This window comes from Herbaspirillum sp. meg3 (genome assembly GCF_002257565.1).
Classification (GTDB): domain Bacteria; phylum Pseudomonadota; class Gammaproteobacteria; order Burkholderiales; family Burkholderiaceae_D; genus Herbaspirillum.
Genome location: NZ_CP022736.1, coordinates 865,973 through 885,854, shown reverse-complemented (window position 1 = coordinate 885,854; position 19,882 = coordinate 865,973). Strand labels below are relative to the sequence as shown.

Below are 19,882 nucleotides of genomic sequence, written 5' to 3'. Positions count from 1 at the left end.
TTGATTGCCATGGAAACGCTGCTTTCCTCAGCCCAGCTTGAGGATTTCCGCAAAGACGGTTATCTGCTGCTGAAGGGTTTTGTCCCTGTCGACGCGTGCGACGAGATGCTCGCCGTCGCGCGTGAGCATGTGCAGCAAGCCATTGCGCCGTTGGAGTACGAAGCCGACGTCGGTTATGCAGGCGCACCGTCGTCACTGGATGCGCCGGGCGGCCGCACTGCCCGACGCTTGCGGGCGGCGTGGCAGCGCGACGATCACTTTCGCGCATGGGCGTCGAATCCACGTCTGGTGACGGCACTGCATCAGTTGTTTGAAGAGCCGGTGTGTATCACGCTATCGCATCACAACTGTGTGATGACCAAGCATCCGACCTTCGGCACGGCGACCGGCTGGCATCGCGATATTCGCTATTGGTCGTTCCCTCGCAATGAATTGATTTCGGTCTGGCTGGCGCTGGGTCCGGAAAATGCAGACAACGGCGGTCTCAAGTTCATCCCTGGATCGCATCTGTTGCAATTGCAGCCGGAGCAGATGGATGAGCTCGACTTCCTGCGTCCCGAAGTCGCGGCCAATCAGGCGTTATTCGAACAAGGTATTTCGGTACCGCTGGAAAAAGGCGATGTGGTGCTGTTCCACAGCGGCTTGTTCCATGCCGCCGGCAAGAACAACTCGGCGCAGATCAAATCATCGGTGGTGTTCGCCTATCACGGTCAAAGCAATCCACCGGTTCCCGGCACGCGTTCGGCGGCTTCGGATGACGTCTTGCTGGACTGAGTGCTGAACTAAGCTGAAGCTTGCTTCGACGCAAAATGTAAAAGGGGATTACCGTTACGGCAATCCCCTTTTTTACGCCCTCATTTCCGCCATGCCGGCGACGGGCCTGCAACGTTCAGAACTGCTCCCAGTCGTCATCGCCGGGCTTGCCGCCCTGGCTCACGCTACTTGTTGTCAGGGCCGGAGCAGTCGACTTGGCCGGTTTGATGGCAACTACTTTCTTTGTTGCAGCAGTCGTCGACGCGGAAGAAACAGCCGCAGGACGCGGTGTAATGTTGACCGTTCTCGCCGGTGCGGCCGTGAGCTGTTGCGCGCCATCCAGCTTGAACACGCTCACCACCTGCGTCAGACGCTGCGCCTGATCCTGCAGTGATTGCGCGGCAGCGGCGGCCTGCTCAACCAAGGCGGCATTTTGCTGCGTGGTTTCATCCATTTGCGTGATCGCACGGTTCACTTCTTCAATGCCGGAACTCTGCTCCTGGCTCGCTGCAGTGATCTCGCCCATGACGTCGGTCACGCGTTTGACGCTGGCGACCACTTCGTCCATCGTGACGCCTGCTTGCTCGACCAGCTTGCTGCCTTCGCCGACTTTTTGCACCGAGTCGTCGATGAGTAGTTTGATCTCCTTGGCGGCGGCGGCACTGCGTTGCGCCAGACTGCGCACTTCGCTGGCGACGACAGCAAAACCACGCCCTTGTTCACCGGCGCGCGCGGCTTCCACTGCGGCGTTCAAGGCAAGAATATTGGTCTGGAAGGCGATGCCGTCGATCACGCTGATGATGTCGACGATCTTCTTCGACGAATCATTGATGTTGTTCATGGTGACGACCACCTGGCTCACGACGTTGCCACCCTCTTCGGCGATCTGCGATGCCGAGGCCGCCAGTTGATTGGCCTGGCGTGCGTTGTCGGCATTCTGCTTGACGGTGGATGTCAGCTCTTCCATCGCCGATGCGGTCTCTTCCAGCGAGCCGGCCTGGCTCTCGGTACGTGCGGAAAGATCCAGGTTGCCGGTGGCGATTTCGCTCGATGCCGTCGTGATGGTGTCGGTGCTGACGCGCACTTCGCCGACGATCTGTTGCAGACGTCCGTTCATGGTGTGCAGCGCCTCCATCAACTGGCCGGCTTCATCACGCGAATGCACTTCAATCGTCTGAGTGAGGTTCCCCTCGGCGACGCCGCGGGCAACCTTGACGGCTTCATTCAGCGGACCTGAGATCGCGCGCACCAGCCAGATGCCCATGATGATGGCGACCGCAATGCCGACAACAATCGCGGCAATGGTAATCGTCAGGAACGTCTGATAACGCGACTGCGACTGGTCGTACAGATCTTTGCTGACGTTCTGCTGCAAGGTCACCAGTTGCTTCATCGTGACGTTGATCTGCTTGAACAATTCAAGCAACGGTCCGTTGTAAAGATCAGTGGCGCCCTGAAAATCGCGATTATGCAAAGCTTCGATTGCCGGCTTGACGCCATCGGCGATGAATTTCTTTTGCTGCGAGGTGAATTGCTCTGCGAGCTTGGTTTCTGCCGGCGTCATATAGGTCGCCAGATATTCCTTCCAGACCTTGTCGCCTTCTTTGAGAACCTTTTCAAGGTTATCCATATTCTTGTCGATTTCGCCGGAGTCACCGACGATCGCAGTCGAAATCGTATAGCGGCCTGCGTCCACCGCATCGGTCACCTGCCCGAGCTGGATTAATGCGATGACGCGATCTTCGTACAAGGATTTGAGATCAGTATTGGTTTTTTGCAAACTGATCAGGCCAACCATGCCAAAAATGGCGAGCAGCACTGAAAGAAAGCTGACAACAAAGATCAGGCGCGCTTTGATGGAGAGATTTTTGAGCATGAGAACATCCTTAGAATAACTTTTTTGAGCACACGGAGCGCCCTCTCAGTTTCTAAGCATTTCTCATACCAAGATACGCGGAATAAAGCCCTCCTCCGGGCGCAATTCAACGAATCGACGGCGGCAGTCCCATCCATAAACCAAGCGGCACAAAAATCAATGCGGCAAGATTGCCGATGAGCACAATCGAGGCGACTTTATCAGGCTCCTGACGATATTGTTCGGCCACCATGAAACACAAGACCGCCGGCGGCAAGGCCGCGAACAAATACATCTGTCCGCGTTGTCCGGTTGTCAACGGAAGGATCTGATCCAGCAGCAAGGCAACGATCAAACCAACCAGCGGACACGTGGCCGCGCCGACCAGCCCGATATGCCAACTCTTGAAGCTGATGTCCATCATCCGCACGCCCAGCGCAAACAGCATGATGGGGATGCTGGCCTCACCCAACAGCTTCATTGCGGAAAAAACCGGAGAAGGCAGCGGCACGTGAAACGCGGCAAACAACACGCCCAACACCATGGCGATCATGATCGGGCTCTTGAACAAACGCAGCAGTGAGCCGGGTCGGGTATCGCGCCCATGCTGCAGCATTTTGATGCCCAGCGAAAAATAGACGAAGGTCGCCGCCGTGAACAAAGCGACCGCTGCCGACAGGCTCTCCGGCCCGAAGGCCAGCAGCATCAGCGGCACCCCCATATTGCCGCCATTGTTGTACATCATCGGCGGCAGGAAGGTGCGCTTGTCGTAGCCGAACAGCCGCGCCACCGGCCACGCAAGCAAACCCGATCCCAAAGAAATCAAGACGCTGGCGAGGATCAGCCAGGCGTTGTGCACCATGTCGAAATCCTTGGAAGCCAGCGCGCTGAAAACCATCAGCGGCGCCAGTACCTCCATCGACACGCGGTTGACCGACGCCATGTCGGAACGCACCACCTCACCACGCCAGCGCGCATAGCCATACCCGATGGCGATGATGGCGAAAACGGGAAGGATAATGCCGGTGATGCGATCAATCATTTCCATTGTTTATTTCTTCAGCAAGCGTTTTTCCGCTTTCAGGATATTTTCCGCCGTGCCGCGCAAGACCAGGATGTCATCCGTCTGCAACTTCGTGTCCGGCGTGAACTCGACGCGCAACTTCCCACGCCGGAGCATGGTGACTTCCGTGTCGAATTGTTCCAGTGCGACCTGATACAAGGTCTTGCCGATGGCGCTGGCGCCTTCGCCAAGCACGACCGACTCAAGCCGGACATGAAGGTTGTCATTGTCTTCAGGGACGTCGGATGCGCCATGGAAGTAGCCGCGCAATGAGGTGTAGCGCTCGTCGCGGGCGCGCTGCACGCGATGCACCACGCGACGCAGCGGAACACCGAGCATCACCAGCGCGTGCGATGCCAGCATCAGACTGCCTTCCAGCGCTTCAGGAACGACTTCGGTCGCACCGGCGGCGAGCAGTTTGTCGAGATCGGCATCGTCGTGGCTACGCACGATCACGGGCAAAGTCGGTACCAGTTCGTTAGCGTGATGCAAGACTTTCAACGCCGAAGGCGTGCTGGCGTAGGTCACCACGAGCGCGGCGGCACGGTGGATACCCGCGGCCACCAGGCTTTCACGGCGGGCGGCGTCGCCATACGAGACGTTGGCGCCGGCGACTTGCGTGTCGTGCACCAGATCCGGGTCCATCTCCAGCGCGTGATAAGGAATACCCTCTTCGTCGAGCAGCTTGGCCAGACTCTGGCCGCTGCGACCGAAGCCGGCGATGATGACGTGCTTGCGGCTCGACATGGTGCGCGTGGCAAGTTGCGTCAGTGCCAGCGATTGCAGCATCCATTCATTGGCCGATAGCTTCATGACGATGGCGTCGGACTTGGCAAGGATGAAGGGCGCCGCCAGCATCGACAACACCATCGAGGCCAGAATCACCTGAATCAGCAGCGGATCCATCAATTGCAGACCACCGGCCTGATTGAGCAACACAAAACCGAATTCGCCGGCCTGCGCCAGCGCCAGGCCTGTCCGCAAGGCGACGCCGGTGGTCGATCCGAACAACTTGGCGAGTCCGGCAATCAGCACGAATTTGAGCAGCACCGGGCCGATCAGCAACAGCAGAACCAGCCACCAGTGTTCCAGCACCAGATGCACGTTGAGCAGCATGCCGATAGTGATGAAGAACAAGCCCAGCAAGACATCGCGGAAGGACTTGATGTCTTCTTCCACCTGATGCTTGTACTCGGTTTCGGAGATCAGCATGCCGGCGATGAAGGCGCCAAGCGCCAGAGACAGACCGGCTTTTTCGGTAATCCAGGCAGCCCCCAGCGTGATCATGAGCAGGTTCAGCATGAACAGCTCCTGCGAGCGCCGCTTGACGACGATCTGGAACCAGCTACGCATCAGCTTTTGTCCAAAGAACAACAACAAGGCCAGCACCACTACCGCTTTGGTGGTCGCCCATCCCAGCGTGACGGCGAGATTGCCGGTGTTCTTGGCCAGCGCCGGCACGATAATCAGCAACGGCACCAGCGCCAGATCCTGGAACAGCAGGATGCCGAGGATGCGGCGGCCGTGTTCGGTTTCCAGTTCCAGCCGTTCAGTCAGCAGTTTGGAGACGATGGCGGTCGACGACATGGCCAGCGCGCCACCCAGCGCAAAGGCCGCAGGCCAGCTGATATTGTGCAGTTGCGGAAGAATGTAGGCCGTGCTCCAGCCGAACACCATGGCCACCGCGATGGTCGCCAATACCTGTGCCACGCCCAGCCCGAAGACGATATGCCGCATCGACGAGAGCTTGGGCAGCGAAAATTCCAACCCGATGGAGAACATCAGGAAGACCACGCCGAACTCGGCCAGGGCATGGGTGGTTTCGTTATCTTCAGCAAAACCGAGGCCGTGGGGGCCGATGACAATGCCGACGACCAGATAGCCCAGCATCGGCGGCAGGTGAAACATTCGAAAAACAACGACACCAAGCACCGCGGCGCCGAGTAAAAATAGTGTGAGCTCTAGACCAGAAAACATGGATTAGAAAACGAAGCAATTTTTATAGGTGGAGGCCATACGACCCATTAAGCCAGAACCATGCCTGCCTTGCGGCCACTGATCTGATTTGGTGCATAATCGCGACACGCCTGTCCCGCCTGCGTTTCAGCCTTATATCCGGTTACCGGAAGGGCCGATTTGGACCGTTGTGCTCACCAAATTCATCCATAGCGCTACACGAGGTTACATCTGGCAAGTTTTTTGCTTTCGTAATTCGTTTATACTTCGGTTATGAGTGTAACCGAACATAAAATCTTGCCAAAAGCTTTTTCTACCGAAAGCGCACAGCGCGCGCTGAGTCTCGCCCGTCAAACCCTGCAGATCGAAGCCGACGCCATCCTGGCGATGAAGGCCCGGATGTCGGACAACGCTGATGAGCCATTGGCTCGCGCCGTCGGCGTCTTGCTGGAATGCAAAGGACGGGTTGTGGTGTCGGGCATCGGCAAATCCGGCCATATCGGCCGCAAGATTGCCGCGACTTTTGCCTCGACCGGCACGCCGACGTTATTCATGCATCCTGCGGAAGCCGCGCACGGCGACCTGGGCATGGTCACGCCGAATGATGTTTTCATTGCCATCTCCAACTCCGGCGAAACCGCCGAATTGATGGCGATTGTTCCGATCATCAAGCGCATGGGCGCCTATCTGATCGCCATGACCGGCAACGACGAATCCAGCCTCGCATTGCTTTCGGCGATTCATCTGAACGTCGGCGTCGACAAGGAAGCCTGCACCCTGAATCTGGCCCCTACCGCAAGCACCACCGCCACGCTGGCCATGGGCGACGCACTGGCGGTGTCGCTGCTGGACGCACGCGGCTTCATGGAAGAAGACTTCGCCCGCTCACACCCCGGTGGCGCGCTTGGCCGTCGCCTGCTCACGCATGTACGCGACGTAATGCGCACCGGTGACGCCATCCCCGCGGTCACTCCCGACGTATCGCTGTCGGCCGCACTGATGGAAATTACCCGCAAGGGCATGGCGATGACGGCGGTGGTCGACGACGACTATCGCCCGATCGGCGTGTTCACCGATGGCGATCTGCGCCGCTTGCTGGAGCGCGGTGAAGATTTCACCAAATCGTCGATTGCCGACGTCATGCATCGCGGTCCGCGCACCATTACGCCGGATCAGCTGGCGGTGGATGCCGTGCAACTGATGGAAGAATTCCGTATCAACCAGGTGCTGGTGGCCGATGCCGCCGGCAAACTGGTCGGTGCGCTGCATATCCATGATCTGACGCGCGCCAAGGTGATCTGATGGCCGACCGATTCAGTAAGGCCAGCGCCGCCGCCATTGCCAACGCCAAGCAAGTACGGCTGATGATTTTTGACGTCGATGGCGTACTGACGGATGGCGGTTTGTATTACGGGCCGGATGGCGAACCCATCAAGCGCTTCAACGCGCTCGACGGTCACGGCATCAAGATGCTGCAGCAGTTTGGCGGCATCGCGACGGCGATCATCACCGCCCGCCAGTCACCGATCGTATTGCGGCGCGCCAAGGATCTGGGCATCGCGCATGTGTTCCAGGGCGTACACGACAAACGCATCGCCTTTGCGCAATTGCTGGAGCAGACCGGCATCCCGGCATCCGCCTGCGGCTATCTCGGCGACGATGTCATCGATTTACCGGTGTTGACCAAAGTCGGCTTCACCGCTTGCGTGGCTAACGGCCATCACGACGTCAAGCAACGCGTTGACTACATTACCGAGAGCTTCGGCGGCAATGGCGCGGCACGCGAACTGTGCGACTTCATCCTGACGGCGCAAGGCCACTACGAGACGGCGCTGGCCGGTTATCTTGCATGAGCAATCACAGCGGCGAACGCGCAGCGCAGCGCATCCGGTTGGCCATCATCGTCGCCGTCCTCGCGGCGCTGGCACTGGCCAGTTTCTGGGTATTACAAGTCCTGCGCAGCAATAGCGACGGTTCGCTCGCACCGCGTCCCCACAGCAAGCCAGACTATTACGTCGAAAAGTTCAGCTACGTCAAAATGTCGGAAACCGGCCAGCCGCGCTACGACATTACCGGCGCCAGGATGGTCCACTTCCCGGACGACGATTCGTTTGAGGTGACGCTACCGGTCATCACGACCTTGTCGGAAGAAAAGGCCCCAATGACGCTGCACTCGCAACGCGCAAGAATTGAAGACGACAACAGCAAGATTCATATGTACGGCGACGTCAACGGTAATCGCGCCGCTACCGCCAAGTCCGAGAACATGCATCTGAAAACCGAATATCTGCTGTTGCTGCCGGACGACGATATTGCAAAGACAGACAAACCGGTCGAGCTGACCATGGGCGCATCAATCATGACCGGCACCGGCATGATCGCCAACAATGCAACACAGGAATTCCAGTTACTACACAATGTGCGCGGCACCTACCAGCCGCGTCCACGCTAGCCTCACCGCCAGCTGGCATAACCAAGCGAGATACTTGCGCAGGATGATATGAAAACGAATCTTTTATTGCCTCTGCTGACTCTGGTTCTGATGACCGCGAGCGGCATCGTCCGTGCTGAAAAAGCGGACACCGAGAAGCCGACACGCATCGAAGCCGAGCAGATGGTCTACGACGACGTCAAACAGGTGAAGACCTTTACCGGAAACGTCATCCTCACGCGCGGCACGCTGCTGATCAAAGCCGGCAAGGTTGTGCTGACGACCGATCCGGCCGGCTATGAATTTGCAATCCTGTACGCAGCGCCGGGGCAGCTTGCCAGCTTCCGTCAAAAGCGTGACGGTGGCCCGAACCTGTGGATCGAAGGCCAGGCGGAACGCATCGAGTACAGTGAAAAGACCGAAATCTCCAAATTGTTTACACGCGCGCACATGCAGCGCATGGACGGCCCTCGCATCACGGATGAAGTCAACGGCGAGTTCATCTCTTATGACAGCCGTGCCGAGTTCTACTCGGTCAACAACACCAACACCGGCGAAAGCAAACCAGGTGGCGGCCGTATCACGGCGATCATTCAGCCACGCGTTGATTCTCCGAAGGGACCCTAAGATGGCGACAAGTTCTCTGGTCGTCCGCGGACTGCAAAAGAGCTATGGCGCGCGTCAGGTCGTGCGCGACGTTTCGCTTGAAGTGGAAAGCGGCGAAGTGGTCGGTTTGCTCGGCCCCAACGGCGCGGGCAAGACGACGTCGTTTTACATGATCGTCGGCCTGGTGCCGTCGGACGGTGGAGAAATCGATCTGGACGGCGCTGACATTTCGCGCCTGCCGATTCACCAGCGCGCATCGATGGGCTTGTCCTATCTGCCACAGGAAGCATCGGTATTTCGCAAGCTGACCGTGGAAGACAATATCCGCGCCGTGCTGGAATTGCGCAGAGAAAACGGCAAGCCGCTCAGCCGCGATGAGATCGAAGGCCGCCTCAACAATCTGCTGCACGAACTGCAAATCGAAAAGCTTCGTGAAAGCCAGGCGTTGTCGCTGTCCGGTGGTGAACGCCGCCGTGTCGAAATCGCGCGCGCACTGGCGACTGACCCACGCTTCGTCCTGCTGGACGAACCCTTCGCCGGCATCGATCCGATCGCGGTCATCGAGATTCAACGCATCGTGCGCTTTCTCAAGGAGCGCGGCATCGGCGTGCTGATCACCGACCATAACGTGCGCGAAACGCTCGGCATCTGCGACCGCGCTTACATCATCAATCAGGGCACCGTGCTGGCCAGCGGCAGCCCTGACGACATTATTGCCAATGAATCCGTCCGCCGTGTGTATCTCGGCGAACACTTCCGCATGTAGTGCCCCAGGCCACCTGAATGAAACAATCTCTCCAGTTACGCACATCCCAGCATCTGGCATTGACGCCGCAGTTGCAGCAGTCAATCCGTCTGCTGCAATTGTCGACACTGGAATTGCATCAGGAACTGGAACAGATCCTCTCCGACAATCCATTGCTGGAACGCCTCGACGACGCACTCGACAATTCGGTGCGTCTGCTGGCCGATGGCGCCATCAGTTCGACGCCCGCCGAGCAGGCCAATCCGGCCGAGAACGTCGTCAGCAGCGCACCGACCGAAGCAGAGGCGACTGAACACGCCGACAGTCTCGGTGGCGACGACAACAATGTCAGCGGCGACGCCGAATGGAGTTTCGACGACGTTGCCCGCACCGGAAAAACACCGGACGATGAAGATGCGCGCCCCCAACTGGAAGCACATACCGTCACGCTGCGCGAACATCTCGCGGAGCAGGCACGCCTGACAGTGCGCATGCTGCGCGACCGCGCGCTGGTGGAACTGATCATCGATGCGCTGGACGATCACGGCTATCTGGAAGAGCCGCTGGAGGATATTCTCGCGCGCCTGCCGGAAGAACTTGAAGTCGAACTGGAAGAGCTTTCTATTGCGCTGAAGCTGCTGCAAAGTTTTGACCCCGCCGGCATCGGTGCGCGCAGCGCATCGGAATGTCTCGCATTGCAAATCAAGCGCCTGCCCAAAGTTGCCTTTGTCACACGCCGCCTGGCGCTGACGATTGTGGAAGAATGCCTGCCTCTGTTTGCCCAAAGAGATTTCAATAAAATCAAGAAAGCACTCGGTTGCGACGATGAAGACTTGCGAGAAGCGCAAGCCGTCATCCGTCAGTGCAACCCGCATCCCGGCTCCGCCTTCGCGTCGGAGACTTCCGACTATGTTGTCCCCGACGTCATTGTCAAAGCGACCAAAGATGGCTGGCAGGTTTTGCTCAATCACGACGTTATGCCGCGGCTGCGCGTCAATGCAATGTACGCCAATGCAATGAAGCAAACCAAGGGCGACGGTTCGCTGGGCTCGCAGTTGCAGGAAGCCAAGTGGCTTATCAAAAATATGCGACAACGCTTCGACACAATTTTGCGTGTCGCTCAGGCAATTGTTGAACGGCAACGCAACTTTTTTTCTCATGGCGCAGTTGCCATGAGACCCCTTGTGTTGCGTGAAATAGCTGATACACTGGGTCTACACGAGAGCACTATTTCTCGTGTAACGACTCAGAAGTACATGCTGACCCCGCATGGCATGTTTGAGTTGAAATACTTCTTTGGCAGCCACGTCGCAACGGAAGCAGGAGGTGAAGCATCCTCCACCGCGATACGGGCTCTCATCAAACAACTGATAGGAGCAGAAGACCCTAAGAACCCACTCTCTGATAGCAAGATTGCAGACATGTTGGCGGAACAGGGCATGGTGGTAGCGCGACGTACCGTCGCCAAATACCGCGAAGTGCTCAAGATACCGCCAGTTAATCTCCGCAAATCTCTGTAAGTTTTTCTGTAGTAGCACCTGTTGCTGTGTTCTAGCGTAATGCTCCACAAACAACCGGACAATGCGCAAAACCTGTTTAAGGTCTGTCGCGAGAAGCCATCAGCTGGTGGCGCCCGGAGCGTAGAAACCGGAATGTACTTGGGTACATCAGAATTTCGAGCACCGGACGATGCCGGATCATGGCTTCGCAGCAAGACATTAACCAGGTTCCAGGAACCTCCAGCAACCTCACGATAGGAGTGCTGTATGAATCTGACCATTAGTGGCCATCACCTCGATTTGACCCCTGCAATCCGCGAATACGTGCAAAGCAAACTGACGCGTATTAAGCGCCATTTCGATCACGTCATCGACATCAGTGTGATCCTCAGCGTCGACAAGCTGACAGAAAAAGAAAAACGCCAGAAAGCAGAAATCAACGTTCACATTAAGGGTAAGGACTTGCATGCCGAAAGCATTGCACATGACCTGTATGCCGCTATTGACATGCTGATCGACAAGCTGGACCGCCAGGTCATCAAGCATAAGGACCGGGTACAAAACCATCACTCGATGGCAAAACGCCTGCCGGAAGAACCAACGCCAGCAGCTGCCTCGTGATATCCAACTAGCCGGCGGATTGGACCGGCAAAAGAAAAAGGGCGCGTCAGCGCCCTTTCTTGTTTTTATACTATTTACGTCTTTCCCCGGCTTTCTGTCCCCACCCGCCTTTGCTTGCCGGTAAGGCAATGACAAATAATTTACCTGTTTTCGTCTTTTCGCTGAAGTTGCCTGAAAGACAGTTTTCCATTTCGCAACACCGTATCCGCAGAATCAGCAGACCTCAACGCGAAGGCTCGCTTTTTCATATAATGTCGTCATTGAGAACTTTTTGAAGGTGTAGTCATGAGCGAAGTGCAATCCTGGATCAAAGAAACCGTTACCCAAAACCCTGTCGTCCTGTTCATGAAGGGCACAGCGCAATTTCCGCAATGCGGCTTCTCAGGCAAAGCGATCCAACTGCTCAAGGCCAGCGGCGCTGAAAACATCGTCACCGTCAACGTACTGGAAAGCCCGGACGTTCGCCAGGGCATCAAGGAATATTCGAACTGGCCGACTATCCCGCAACTGTATGTCAACGGCGAATTCGTCGGCGGCTCCGACATCATGAACGAAATGTACGAAGCCGGCGAACTGCAAACCCTGTTCAAGGGCTAATCCTCTGTCTGCCGCGACGACAGCCGCACCCAAGGCATCGGAACCTCAACGTCTGATCGTCGCCATCACCGGCGCCACCGGCGTTGCCTACGGTGTGCGCCTGCTGCATGTGCTGCGCGACACGGAGATCGAAACCCATCTGCTGGTGTCAGAGGCCGGTGTACTCAATCTGCACCAGGAACTCGACATGAGCCGCAAGGATGTCGAAGCGCTGGCAGATGTCGTGCATCCGGTGCGCGACGTCGGCGCATCGATCGCCAGCGGCTCGTTCACCTCTACCGGGATGATCGTCGCGCCCTGCTCCATGAAAACGCTGGCAGCCGTTGCCAACGGCCTGTCCGACAACCTCATCAGCCGTGCCGCCGATGTCGTGCTGAAGGAGCGCCGCCGCCTCGTGCTGATGGTGCGTGAGACGCCGTTCAACCTCGCGCATCTGCGCAACATGACCAGCGTCACTGAAATGGGCGGCATCGTTTTCCCGCCCCTGCCCGGTTTTTATCACCGTCCGCAATCCATCGATGAAATGATTGATCACACGCTGGGCCGCGTGCTGGACCTGTTCGCCATTCCACATGCGCTGACGCCACGCTGGAACGGACTTAAGAATCCCCAAACGTAAAAAGCGCTCCCGTTTCCGGCAGCGCTTTTTTGTTTTCCGCTTTTTGATGCTGATCGAATTAATCGTTAGCAGTCCTCTTCAGCCACGACCGATAAACGGCATCTTGGTCGCCATCACCGTCATGAACTGCACATTGGCGTCCAGCGGCAAGCTATCCATGTAAAGAATCGCTTTTGCGACGTGGCCTGCGTCCATCGTTGGCTCAACCTGCGTAGAACCGTCGGCTTGCAAGGTACCCTTCTTCATCAGTTCGGTCATGTCCGTCGATGCGTTACCGATATCAATCTGGCCGCAGGCGATGTCGTAGCGACGGCCGTCGAGCGATGTCGACTTGGTCAGCCCGGTAATAGCATGCTTGGTCGCCGTGTAGGACGCTGAAAACGGCCGCGGCGCGTGCGCCGAGATCGAGCCGTTGTTGATGATGCGACCGCCGCGCGGCGATTGATCCTTCATGATCCTGAACGCTTCCTGCGTGCACAGGAACACACCTGTCAGATTGATATCCACGGCAGATTTCCACTGCTCATAGCTCAGTTCTTCAATCGACATCGGCGGTGCAAAAATACCAGCGTTGTTGAACAGCAGATCGAGGCGTCCGAATTTTTCCTTCGTCTTCGCGAACAGATTCTTCACCGAGGCAGGGTCGCTCACATCGGCGGAGACAACCAGCGCATTGCCGCCAAATTCGCCCGCAGCCTCCACGGTCTCTCGCAAAGCCTCTGCACGACGTCCGGCCAATACAACGGCATAGCCTTCGCGCAACAGCGCCAGCGAGATCTGTTTGCCGATACCGGAACCTGCGCCGGTAACCAAGGCGATTCTTTTCGGTGCTGCCATCTGTGTCGCTCCTTTATTTAGTAACTTGATGCGTTCGGGCTGAACGCCCTGTATCTCAATTCTTATGATTGTGCAGATGCAAAGTGCAGACGAAACGCATGCACTTTGCGGACCATCAATATAGCAGTTGAGATGTCGGCTGCGGATGAGATATTTTCAAGCAAGCGGATTCTTTCCCATCTTCGCTATAGAGCACCCCTTGCATCAAACAAAAACAAAAACAAAACAAACAAAAACGCCATCCCCGCTTGTGACGGGAGATGGCGTTTTGTTATCGCCGCACAATCAGTGTCCGGCGGCGACCTCAACAGTGGATTCTTTACATCAGACCGATGTCGACAGCGGCTTGGTCAGGTCGACACCCAGTTTTTCTGCAGCGGCTTGCAATTTCACGGCATCCTCGCTGAACACTTCGGTCAATGCCGTATAGGCGATCCAGCGCGCATCAACTTCAAAGAAATCGCGCAGATTGGCGCGCGTATCGCTACGGCCAAAACCGTCAGTCCCCAGCGTGACATAACGTGCAGGCACATATGCACGAATACTCTCCGACAAGGTGCGTACGTAATCGCTGACGGCAATGACAGGCGCCTTGCCGGCTTGCAGCTGTTGCGTTACATAGGGCTGCGTGCGTGCCGATGGCGTCAGGCGGTTCTGACGCTCGACGGCGATACCGTCACGCGCCAGCTCGGTGAAGCTGGTAACGCTCCAGACCTCTGCGATGACACCAAATTGATCCTGCAACATGCGCGCCGCCGACAATGCTTCCTTCAGCATCGGGCCTGCCGCCAGCAAGCGCACTTGGGCATCGGCTTTCGCATCGAGGCAATACATGCCGCGCAGGATTCCGTCCCTGATGCCGCCTTTGATGCCAACGTCTTGCGGCATGCTCGGCTGTGCTTCGTTTTCGTTGGTGACGGTAACGTAATAGAACACGTCCTCGTTGCGTTCCAGCATGCGACGCATGCCTTCGTCAACGATCACCGCCATTTCATAAGCATACGCCGGGTCGTAAGACACGCAGTTCGGAATGCCTGCAGCGGTCACGTGGCTGCTGCCGTCCTGATGCTGCAAGCCTTCGCCGCCCAGCGTCGTACGGCCGGATGTGGCGCCAATCAGGAAGCCGCGTGCACGTTGATCAGCAGCCGCCCAGATCAGATCACCGATACGCTGGAAGCCGAACATCGAGTAGTAGATATAAAACGGCAGCATCGGCAAACCATGCACCGAATAGCTGGTCGCCGCTGCGGTCCACGATGAAATTGCGCCGGCTTCGGTAATGCCTTCTTCCAGAATCTGCCCGTCCTTGGCCTCACGATAGGACAAGATCGAACCGATGTCTTCCGGTTCATACAATTGGCCTTGCGACGAATAAATGCCGACCTGGCGGAACAAATTCGCCATGCCGAAAGTGCGCGCCTCGTCGGCTACTATCGGCACCACATATTTGCCGAAGTCCGCATCCTTGAGCATGCTGCTGAGCATGCGCACCAGCGCCATGGTGCTCGACATTTCCTTGCCTTCGGCATCCAGCGCAAACTTGGCATGCGTTTCAATTGCAGGAACAGTGCGTGTGGCATCGCCGGCGACGCGACGCGGCATATGACCGCCGAGCGCGGCGCGACGGCCGAGCAGGTGCTTCATTTCGGCGCTGTCGGCGGTCGGTTTGTAGAACGCCAGGTTTTTGCACTGCTCGTCGCTGATCGGCAGTTTGAAGCGATTGCGGAAAGCGATCAAGACCTCTTCGTCCAGCTTCTTTTGCTGGTGCGTGGTCATCTTGCCTTCACCCGCCGCGCCCATACCGTAGCCCTTCTTGGTCTGCGCCAGAATCACCGTCGGCTGGCCGCGATGGTTGGCCGCCGCGTGATAAGCCGAGTGAATCTTCTTCATGTCGTGACCGCCGCGACGCAGGCGATTGATTTCCTCATCGGTCAGCGTCTCAGCGATCTTGCGCGTACCGGCGGTCTGGCCAAAGAAATGCTCGCGGTTGAATGCGCCATCGTTGGCGGCAAAAGTTTGCAACTGCCCGTCGACGGTGCGATTAAGCGCATCGATCAGCTCGCCGTCCTTGTCGCGTGCAAACAGACCGTCCCAGTCCGATCCCCACAGCAACTTGATGACATTCCAGCCGGCGCCGGCGAACAGTGTTTCCAGCTCGTCGACAATATGGCCGTTGCCGCGCACCGGTCCGTCGAGGCGCTGCAGATTACAGTTGACGACAAAAATCAGGTTATCGAGTTTCTCCCGCGAGGCCAGGCTTAATGCTGCCAGCGATTCCGGTTCGTCCATCTCGCCGTCGCCGAACACGCCCCACACCTTGCGTCCCTGATCCTGCAGCAGGCCGCGGTGTTCCATATAGCGCAGAAAGCGCGCCTGATAAATCGCATTGATCGGACCGATCCCCATCGAACCGGTCGGGAATTGCCAGAAGTTCGGCATCAGCCATGGATGAGGGTAGGACGACAGACCTTGCTTGCCGTGTTTCTTGGCTTCGATTTCACGGCGATAAAAACTGAGGTCGTCCTCAGTCAACGCACCTTCGAGGAAAGCGCGTGCATAAATACCCGGTGCGGAATGCGGCTGGAAGTACACCAGATCGCCCGCAAACTGCGCATCACGCGCCCGGAAGAAATGGTTGAAGCCGACTTCGAACAGATCCGCCGCCGACGCGTAACTGGCGATGTGACCGCCCAGCTCGCCGTAAGCGCGATTGGCGCGCACCACCATCGCCAGCGCGTTCCAGCGCATGACGGTGGCCAGATGTTCTTCGATCGCCTGCGCATCCGATCCGCCGGGGAAAGGCGGTTCCTGCTCAGGCCGGATCGTGTTGATGTAGGGCGTGTTGCGCGCGTCGCGCCAGTTGATGCCCCATTGCTGAGCTGCCGCCGACAAACGCGACAGCAAGAAGCGCGCACGATCGGGGCCGACTTCCTGCAATACGCCTTGCAATGCCTGCAACCACTCCTGGGTTTCTTCTGCGTCGATATCGATGTCTTTGGCGAATCCGCTTGCTGATGACATTTCCACGTTCTATCTCCTTGATCAATATGACCAATGTACGCCGGATGAAGCAAAATGAGTCACTGAAATGGATGGTTTAACATACAATATTCAGCACGATATACCGCCAATTAAAAATTAACGGATTTAAATTTCACATATGGAACTCGACGCCATTGATTTGCGCATCCTGAGCATCCTGCAGGAAGACAGCGCCTTGAGCAATCTTGAGCTCGCCTCCAAGATTAACCTGTCGCCGTCACCCACGCTTGCGCGCGTCAAGCGGCTCGAAAATGAGGGCATCATCTCGCGCTATGTGGCGCTCGGCAATCCTCACCTGCTGGGCTTGAAGGTCAACGTCTTCGTCAAAGTCAGCCTGGAAAAACAGGAATCGATTGCGCTGGCGAATTTTGAAACGGCCGTCAGCGCTTTCGACGAAGTCATGGAGGTGTACCTGATGACGGGTGACGAAGATTATCTGCTGCGCATTGTCGTGGCCGACTTGCAGGCGCTGGAACATTTCATCCTCGATCACCTAACCAAAATCCCCGGCATCAAGAACATTCGCTCCAGCTTCGCACTCAAACAGGTCAAATATAAAACTGCGCTGCCCATCGGCGATTCTCTATCGCGATAGTTCGCACCCGCCACCGGCAATCGTCAAGTAAAAAAAGGCGGTTCACATTGCTGTGAACCGCCTGCACGTCAATGCTTTCGCATTAACTGATGAGGCCTTGCTTGCGCATGCTGCACCTCATCCCCTCACCCCACTACTCACTACCCCCACAACAAATTCGTTGATATTTCTGATCGGATCTCATCAGGCTGCATAGCTGAACTCTTCCATTTCCAGAGCTGGTGCGCTGACCGCCTTGGGCAGGCGATGCACTTGTGCTGTCGACGTCTTGCTCATACGTGCCGGACTGACTGCATTGATCACGTTGGTTTCGACAGCTTGCTGATGTTGCTCATCCAGCTTGAAGACTGCGACCACGTCAGCCAGGTTGCCGGCTTGTTGCTGCATCGATGCGGCGGCGGCGGCGGCTTCTTCGACCAGTGCAGCGTTTTGCTGTGTAACCTGATCCATCTGAGCGATCGCCTGATTGATCTGTTCGATGCCGCGAGTCTGTTCATCGCTGGCCGAGCTGATTTCACCCATGATGCCGGTGACGCGCTTCACGCTTTCCAGGATCTCGCCCATGGTCGAGCCTGCTTCATCCACCAGTGCGGTGCCTGCGTCGACTTTCTCAACCGAATTGCCGATCAGTTCCTTGATTTCCTTTGCAGCAGAAGCAGAACGTTGTGCCAGGCTACGTACTTCCGAAGCGACCACTGCAAAACCTCGACCTTGTTCGCCGGCACGTGCTGCTTCAACAGCGGCGTTCAATGCCAGGATGTTGGTCTGAAAAGCGATGCCGTCGATCACGCCGATGATATCTACGACCTTCTTCGACGATTCGTTGATCGATGCCATGGTGTCGACAACACGGGACACGACGGCGCCGCCCTTGATGGCGATGTTCGATGCGGTTTCTGCCAGTTGATTTGCTTGCTTGGCGTTCTCGGCGTTTTGCTTGACGGTGGCAGTCAGTTCTTCCATCGCCGATGCAGTTTCCTGCAGCGAGCCGGCTTGTTGTTCAGTACGGGACGAGAGATCCAGATTGCCCGATGCGATTTCAGTCGATGCAGCAGCGATGGTGTCGGTGCCGTGGCGAACATCGCCGACGATGCGCAACAGATTGCCGTTCATATCTTTCAGCGCCAGCATCAGTTGACCGAGTTCGTCCTTGCTTTGCACCTTGATGTCGCTGGTCAGGTCGCCGGCACTCACGTTTTGAGCGATGGCAACAGCTTCTTTCAGCGGACGGGAAATCGAGCGAGTCAGCATCCAGGCAATCAGCGAACCAAGCACCAGCGACAGCGCAGTGATGGTGAACATGGTCCATTTGGACACTTCATACGCAGCCTGTGCACTGGCCAGATTGGCTTTGCTATTGGCGCGCATCATGCTGTTGAATTCAGCGATATGGGTGATAACTTTCTTGAGCAGCGGCATGCAGTCGGCAATCAGCGCTGCTTTGGCCGCGTCAGTCTGCTGCGCCGTTGCCAAGCCCGCGATCTTGTTAGCGATCGGCAAATACTTCGCTTCCAGCGCGCTCAGTTCTGACAACATTTGACGCTCCTGGTCATTGGAATCCGCTGGATTTTTCATCAGCGTAGTCAACTCTGCCAGGCCTTGATCGATATCTTTTTGTGCGTTGGTGACCAGTTCGATGTCACCCTTTTGTGCTGCAGGATCAGCTACCAACACCAGATTACGTGCGGCAATGGCGCGCAGTCCGATGGCGAACTGGATCTTGCTCAATGCCAACAACTTGCCTTCGTCAACGGAAGTCAGAAATTCCACCCGGTCATTGAGCTTCGATACCTGGCTCAGACCGAAGCCGGCGCCTGCAACGAGCAGCGCCAGGATTGCACCGAAACCAAGACTAAGGCGTAAGCCGATTTTCCAGTTTTTCATGTTGTTCTCCCTGTGTGGTAAGTGAGGCACTTCAGTGGGTACTATCGTTGGGTACGTCTAGTGGGTGAACGAATCTTCTGCCTAATCTTCAAGCGCGAATATCGGGGTTTTCCTGAGTGGGAAAAATGACACGAAAAGTTAGCCAGTACCACTCTGCATCCCGGTATGAGAAAGGGATTGCGGGCCGGCAATGACAATGCAATGAGGCAATAAAAAAGCCCGCCAAAAGACGAGCCTTATAGGAAAAAGAACTTCCTTGACAGGAAGGATCAATACATTGCGCGGGGATACGCCGGAAGGGCCGCCGACGGCTATTTCGCTGGCTTAGTCACACTGGATGTGGCAGCTTCGGTTGGCGTGGACGAAAGTGCACTGCTGCAGATATCCCACAGCGAAACAGGAACGCGACCAATGTCGACCGCAAACACCCACGTTGCCGAAATCAGACAAACGCCGGCGATCAGCAGGAGCAGCGCTACTTGCACATTCGACAAACTGAATGAGGATCGCGCCTTGTTGGATGCGTTGTGTTGCATAAGAGAATGCCGGAGAGTTCTATGTAAAAGGAAATGCAGCGAAATACAGAAAAACGGCAGACAGCTGGAGCCGGGCTGCCAGTATATAAATACTGGAGCGAAAAACGAATGTGGCAAATTGTCACAGGCATTTTTGCCACAGATCTAACGATTCACGGCTGAAGATGGGGATTTACCGCTTATTTCTACCGTTCGGGATGGCAGATTGGCATGATAGAGTCGCAACACTACGTCACAACACCG

18 protein-coding genes are annotated in these 19,882 nt (G+C 56.7%); 11 read left to right on the top strand and 7 right to left on the bottom strand.

The window, feature by feature from the left end; genetic code table 11:
- The first annotated feature begins 9 nt into the window (after nt 1-9).
- A complete protein-coding gene (locus tag hmeg3_RS04070) occupies nt 10-774 on the top strand; it encodes a phytanoyl-CoA dioxygenase family protein (RefSeq protein WP_094562598.1) in 765 nt (254 codons plus the stop codon).
- Between the two features lie 115 nt (nt 775-889).
- Here the strand turns inward: hmeg3_RS04070 and hmeg3_RS04065 are convergent, their stop codons facing one another.
- The 3 genes from hmeg3_RS04065 to hmeg3_RS04055 form a co-directional block, all read right to left on the bottom strand.
- Entirely contained in the window at nt 890-2,629 is a 1,740-nt protein-coding gene (locus hmeg3_RS04065; protein ID WP_094562597.1) for a methyl-accepting chemotaxis protein, read from the bottom strand.
- A gap of 106 nt (nt 2,630-2,735) precedes the next feature.
- Nucleotides 2,736-3,656: an AEC family transporter gene (locus tag hmeg3_RS04060; RefSeq protein WP_094562596.1), complete on the bottom strand. Its 921-nt coding sequence runs from the start codon at nt 3,654-3,656 to the stop codon at nt 2,736-2,738.
- Between the two features lie 3 nt (nt 3,657-3,659).
- A complete protein-coding gene (locus hmeg3_RS04055) occupies nt 3,660-5,648 on the bottom strand; it encodes a monovalent cation:proton antiporter family protein (RefSeq protein WP_094562595.1) in 1,989 nt (662 codons plus the stop codon).
- Nucleotides 5,649-5,900: 252 nt separating this feature from the next.
- Between hmeg3_RS04055 and hmeg3_RS04050 the strand changes: the two genes are divergently transcribed.
- The 9 genes from hmeg3_RS04050 to hmeg3_RS04010 all read left to right on the top strand — a co-directional run bounded on the left by hmeg3_RS04050 (nt 5,901) and on the right by hmeg3_RS04010 (nt 12,745).
- Nucleotides 5,901-6,929 (top strand): SIS domain-containing protein, encoded by a 1,029-nt coding sequence (locus hmeg3_RS04050; protein ID WP_094562594.1) that lies wholly within the window; start codon nt 5,901-5,903, stop codon nt 6,927-6,929.
- Complete coding sequence (locus hmeg3_RS04045) at nt 6,929-7,480, top strand: HAD family hydrolase (RefSeq protein WP_094562593.1); 552 nt, start codon at nt 6,929-6,931, stop codon at nt 7,478-7,480. The genes hmeg3_RS04050 and hmeg3_RS04045 overlap by 1 nt, the downstream gene beginning before the upstream one ends.
- Entirely contained in the window at nt 7,477-8,079 is a 603-nt protein-coding gene (lptC, locus tag hmeg3_RS04040; protein WP_094562592.1) for an LPS export ABC transporter periplasmic protein LptC, read from the top strand. Before hmeg3_RS04045 ends, lptC begins: the two co-directional genes overlap by 4 nt.
- A 48-nt stretch (nt 8,080-8,127) precedes the next feature.
- On the top strand, nt 8,128-8,685 hold the full coding sequence (lptA, locus tag hmeg3_RS04035; RefSeq protein WP_094562591.1) for a lipopolysaccharide transport periplasmic protein LptA: 558 nt from the start codon (nt 8,128-8,130) through the stop codon (nt 8,683-8,685).
- Between the two features lies 1 nt (nt 8,686).
- A complete protein-coding gene (gene lptB, locus hmeg3_RS04030) occupies nt 8,687-9,430 on the top strand; it encodes an LPS export ABC transporter ATP-binding protein (RefSeq protein ID WP_050476521.1) in 744 nt (247 codons plus the stop codon).
- Between the two features lie 17 nt (nt 9,431-9,447).
- Nucleotides 9,448-10,929 carry an RNA polymerase factor sigma-54 gene (locus tag hmeg3_RS04025; RefSeq protein ID WP_094562590.1) on the top strand — a complete coding sequence of 494 codons (1,482 nt, stop codon included), beginning with the start codon at nt 9,448-9,450 and terminating at the stop codon, nt 10,927-10,929.
- A gap of 246 nt (nt 10,930-11,175) precedes the next feature.
- Entirely contained in the window at nt 11,176-11,529 is a 354-nt protein-coding gene (hpf, locus tag hmeg3_RS04020) for a ribosome hibernation-promoting factor, HPF/YfiA family (RefSeq protein ID WP_094562589.1), read from the top strand.
- A gap of 285 nt (nt 11,530-11,814) precedes the next feature.
- Nucleotides 11,815-12,126, top strand: coding sequence for a Grx4 family monothiol glutaredoxin (grxD, locus tag hmeg3_RS04015; RefSeq protein ID WP_094562588.1), 312 nt, complete (start codon nt 11,815-11,817; stop codon nt 12,124-12,126).
- A 94-nt stretch (nt 12,127-12,220) separates the two neighbouring features.
- The gene (locus hmeg3_RS04010; protein WP_369828856.1) at nt 12,221-12,745 is read left to right on the top strand and encodes a UbiX family flavin prenyltransferase; all 525 of its coding nucleotides are present in this window, start codon (nt 12,221-12,223) and stop codon (nt 12,743-12,745) included.
- 78 nt (nt 12,746-12,823) lie between these two features.
- On the opposite strand, the gene hmeg3_RS04005 is transcribed toward hmeg3_RS04010, so the two are convergent.
- Both hmeg3_RS04005 and mdeB read right to left on the bottom strand, forming a co-directional pair.
- Nucleotides 12,824-13,582 (bottom strand): SDR family oxidoreductase, encoded by a 759-nt coding sequence (locus tag hmeg3_RS04005; RefSeq protein ID WP_094562586.1) that lies wholly within the window; start codon nt 13,580-13,582, stop codon nt 12,824-12,826.
- Between the two features lie 324 nt (nt 13,583-13,906).
- Nucleotides 13,907-16,603, bottom strand: coding sequence for an alpha-ketoglutarate dehydrogenase (gene mdeB, locus hmeg3_RS04000; protein WP_094562585.1), 2,697 nt, complete (start codon nt 16,601-16,603; stop codon nt 13,907-13,909).
- Nucleotides 16,604-16,742: 139 nt separating this feature from the next.
- Between mdeB and hmeg3_RS03995 the strand changes: the two genes are divergently transcribed.
- Nucleotides 16,743-17,219: an Lrp/AsnC family transcriptional regulator gene (locus tag hmeg3_RS03995; protein ID WP_094562584.1), complete on the top strand. Its 477-nt coding sequence runs from the start codon at nt 16,743-16,745 to the stop codon at nt 17,217-17,219.
- Between the two features lie 183 nt (nt 17,220-17,402).
- Here the strand turns inward: hmeg3_RS03995 and hmeg3_RS03990 are convergent, their stop codons facing one another.
- Complete coding sequence (locus hmeg3_RS03990; RefSeq protein WP_094562583.1) at nt 17,403-19,103, bottom strand: methyl-accepting chemotaxis protein; 1,701 nt, start codon at nt 19,101-19,103, stop codon at nt 17,403-17,405.
- Between the two features lie 311 nt (nt 19,104-19,414).
- Nucleotides 19,415-19,639 (bottom strand): hypothetical protein, encoded by a 225-nt coding sequence (locus hmeg3_RS03985; protein WP_094562582.1) that lies wholly within the window; start codon nt 19,637-19,639, stop codon nt 19,415-19,417.
- Nucleotides 19,640-19,882 lie beyond the last annotated feature (243 nt).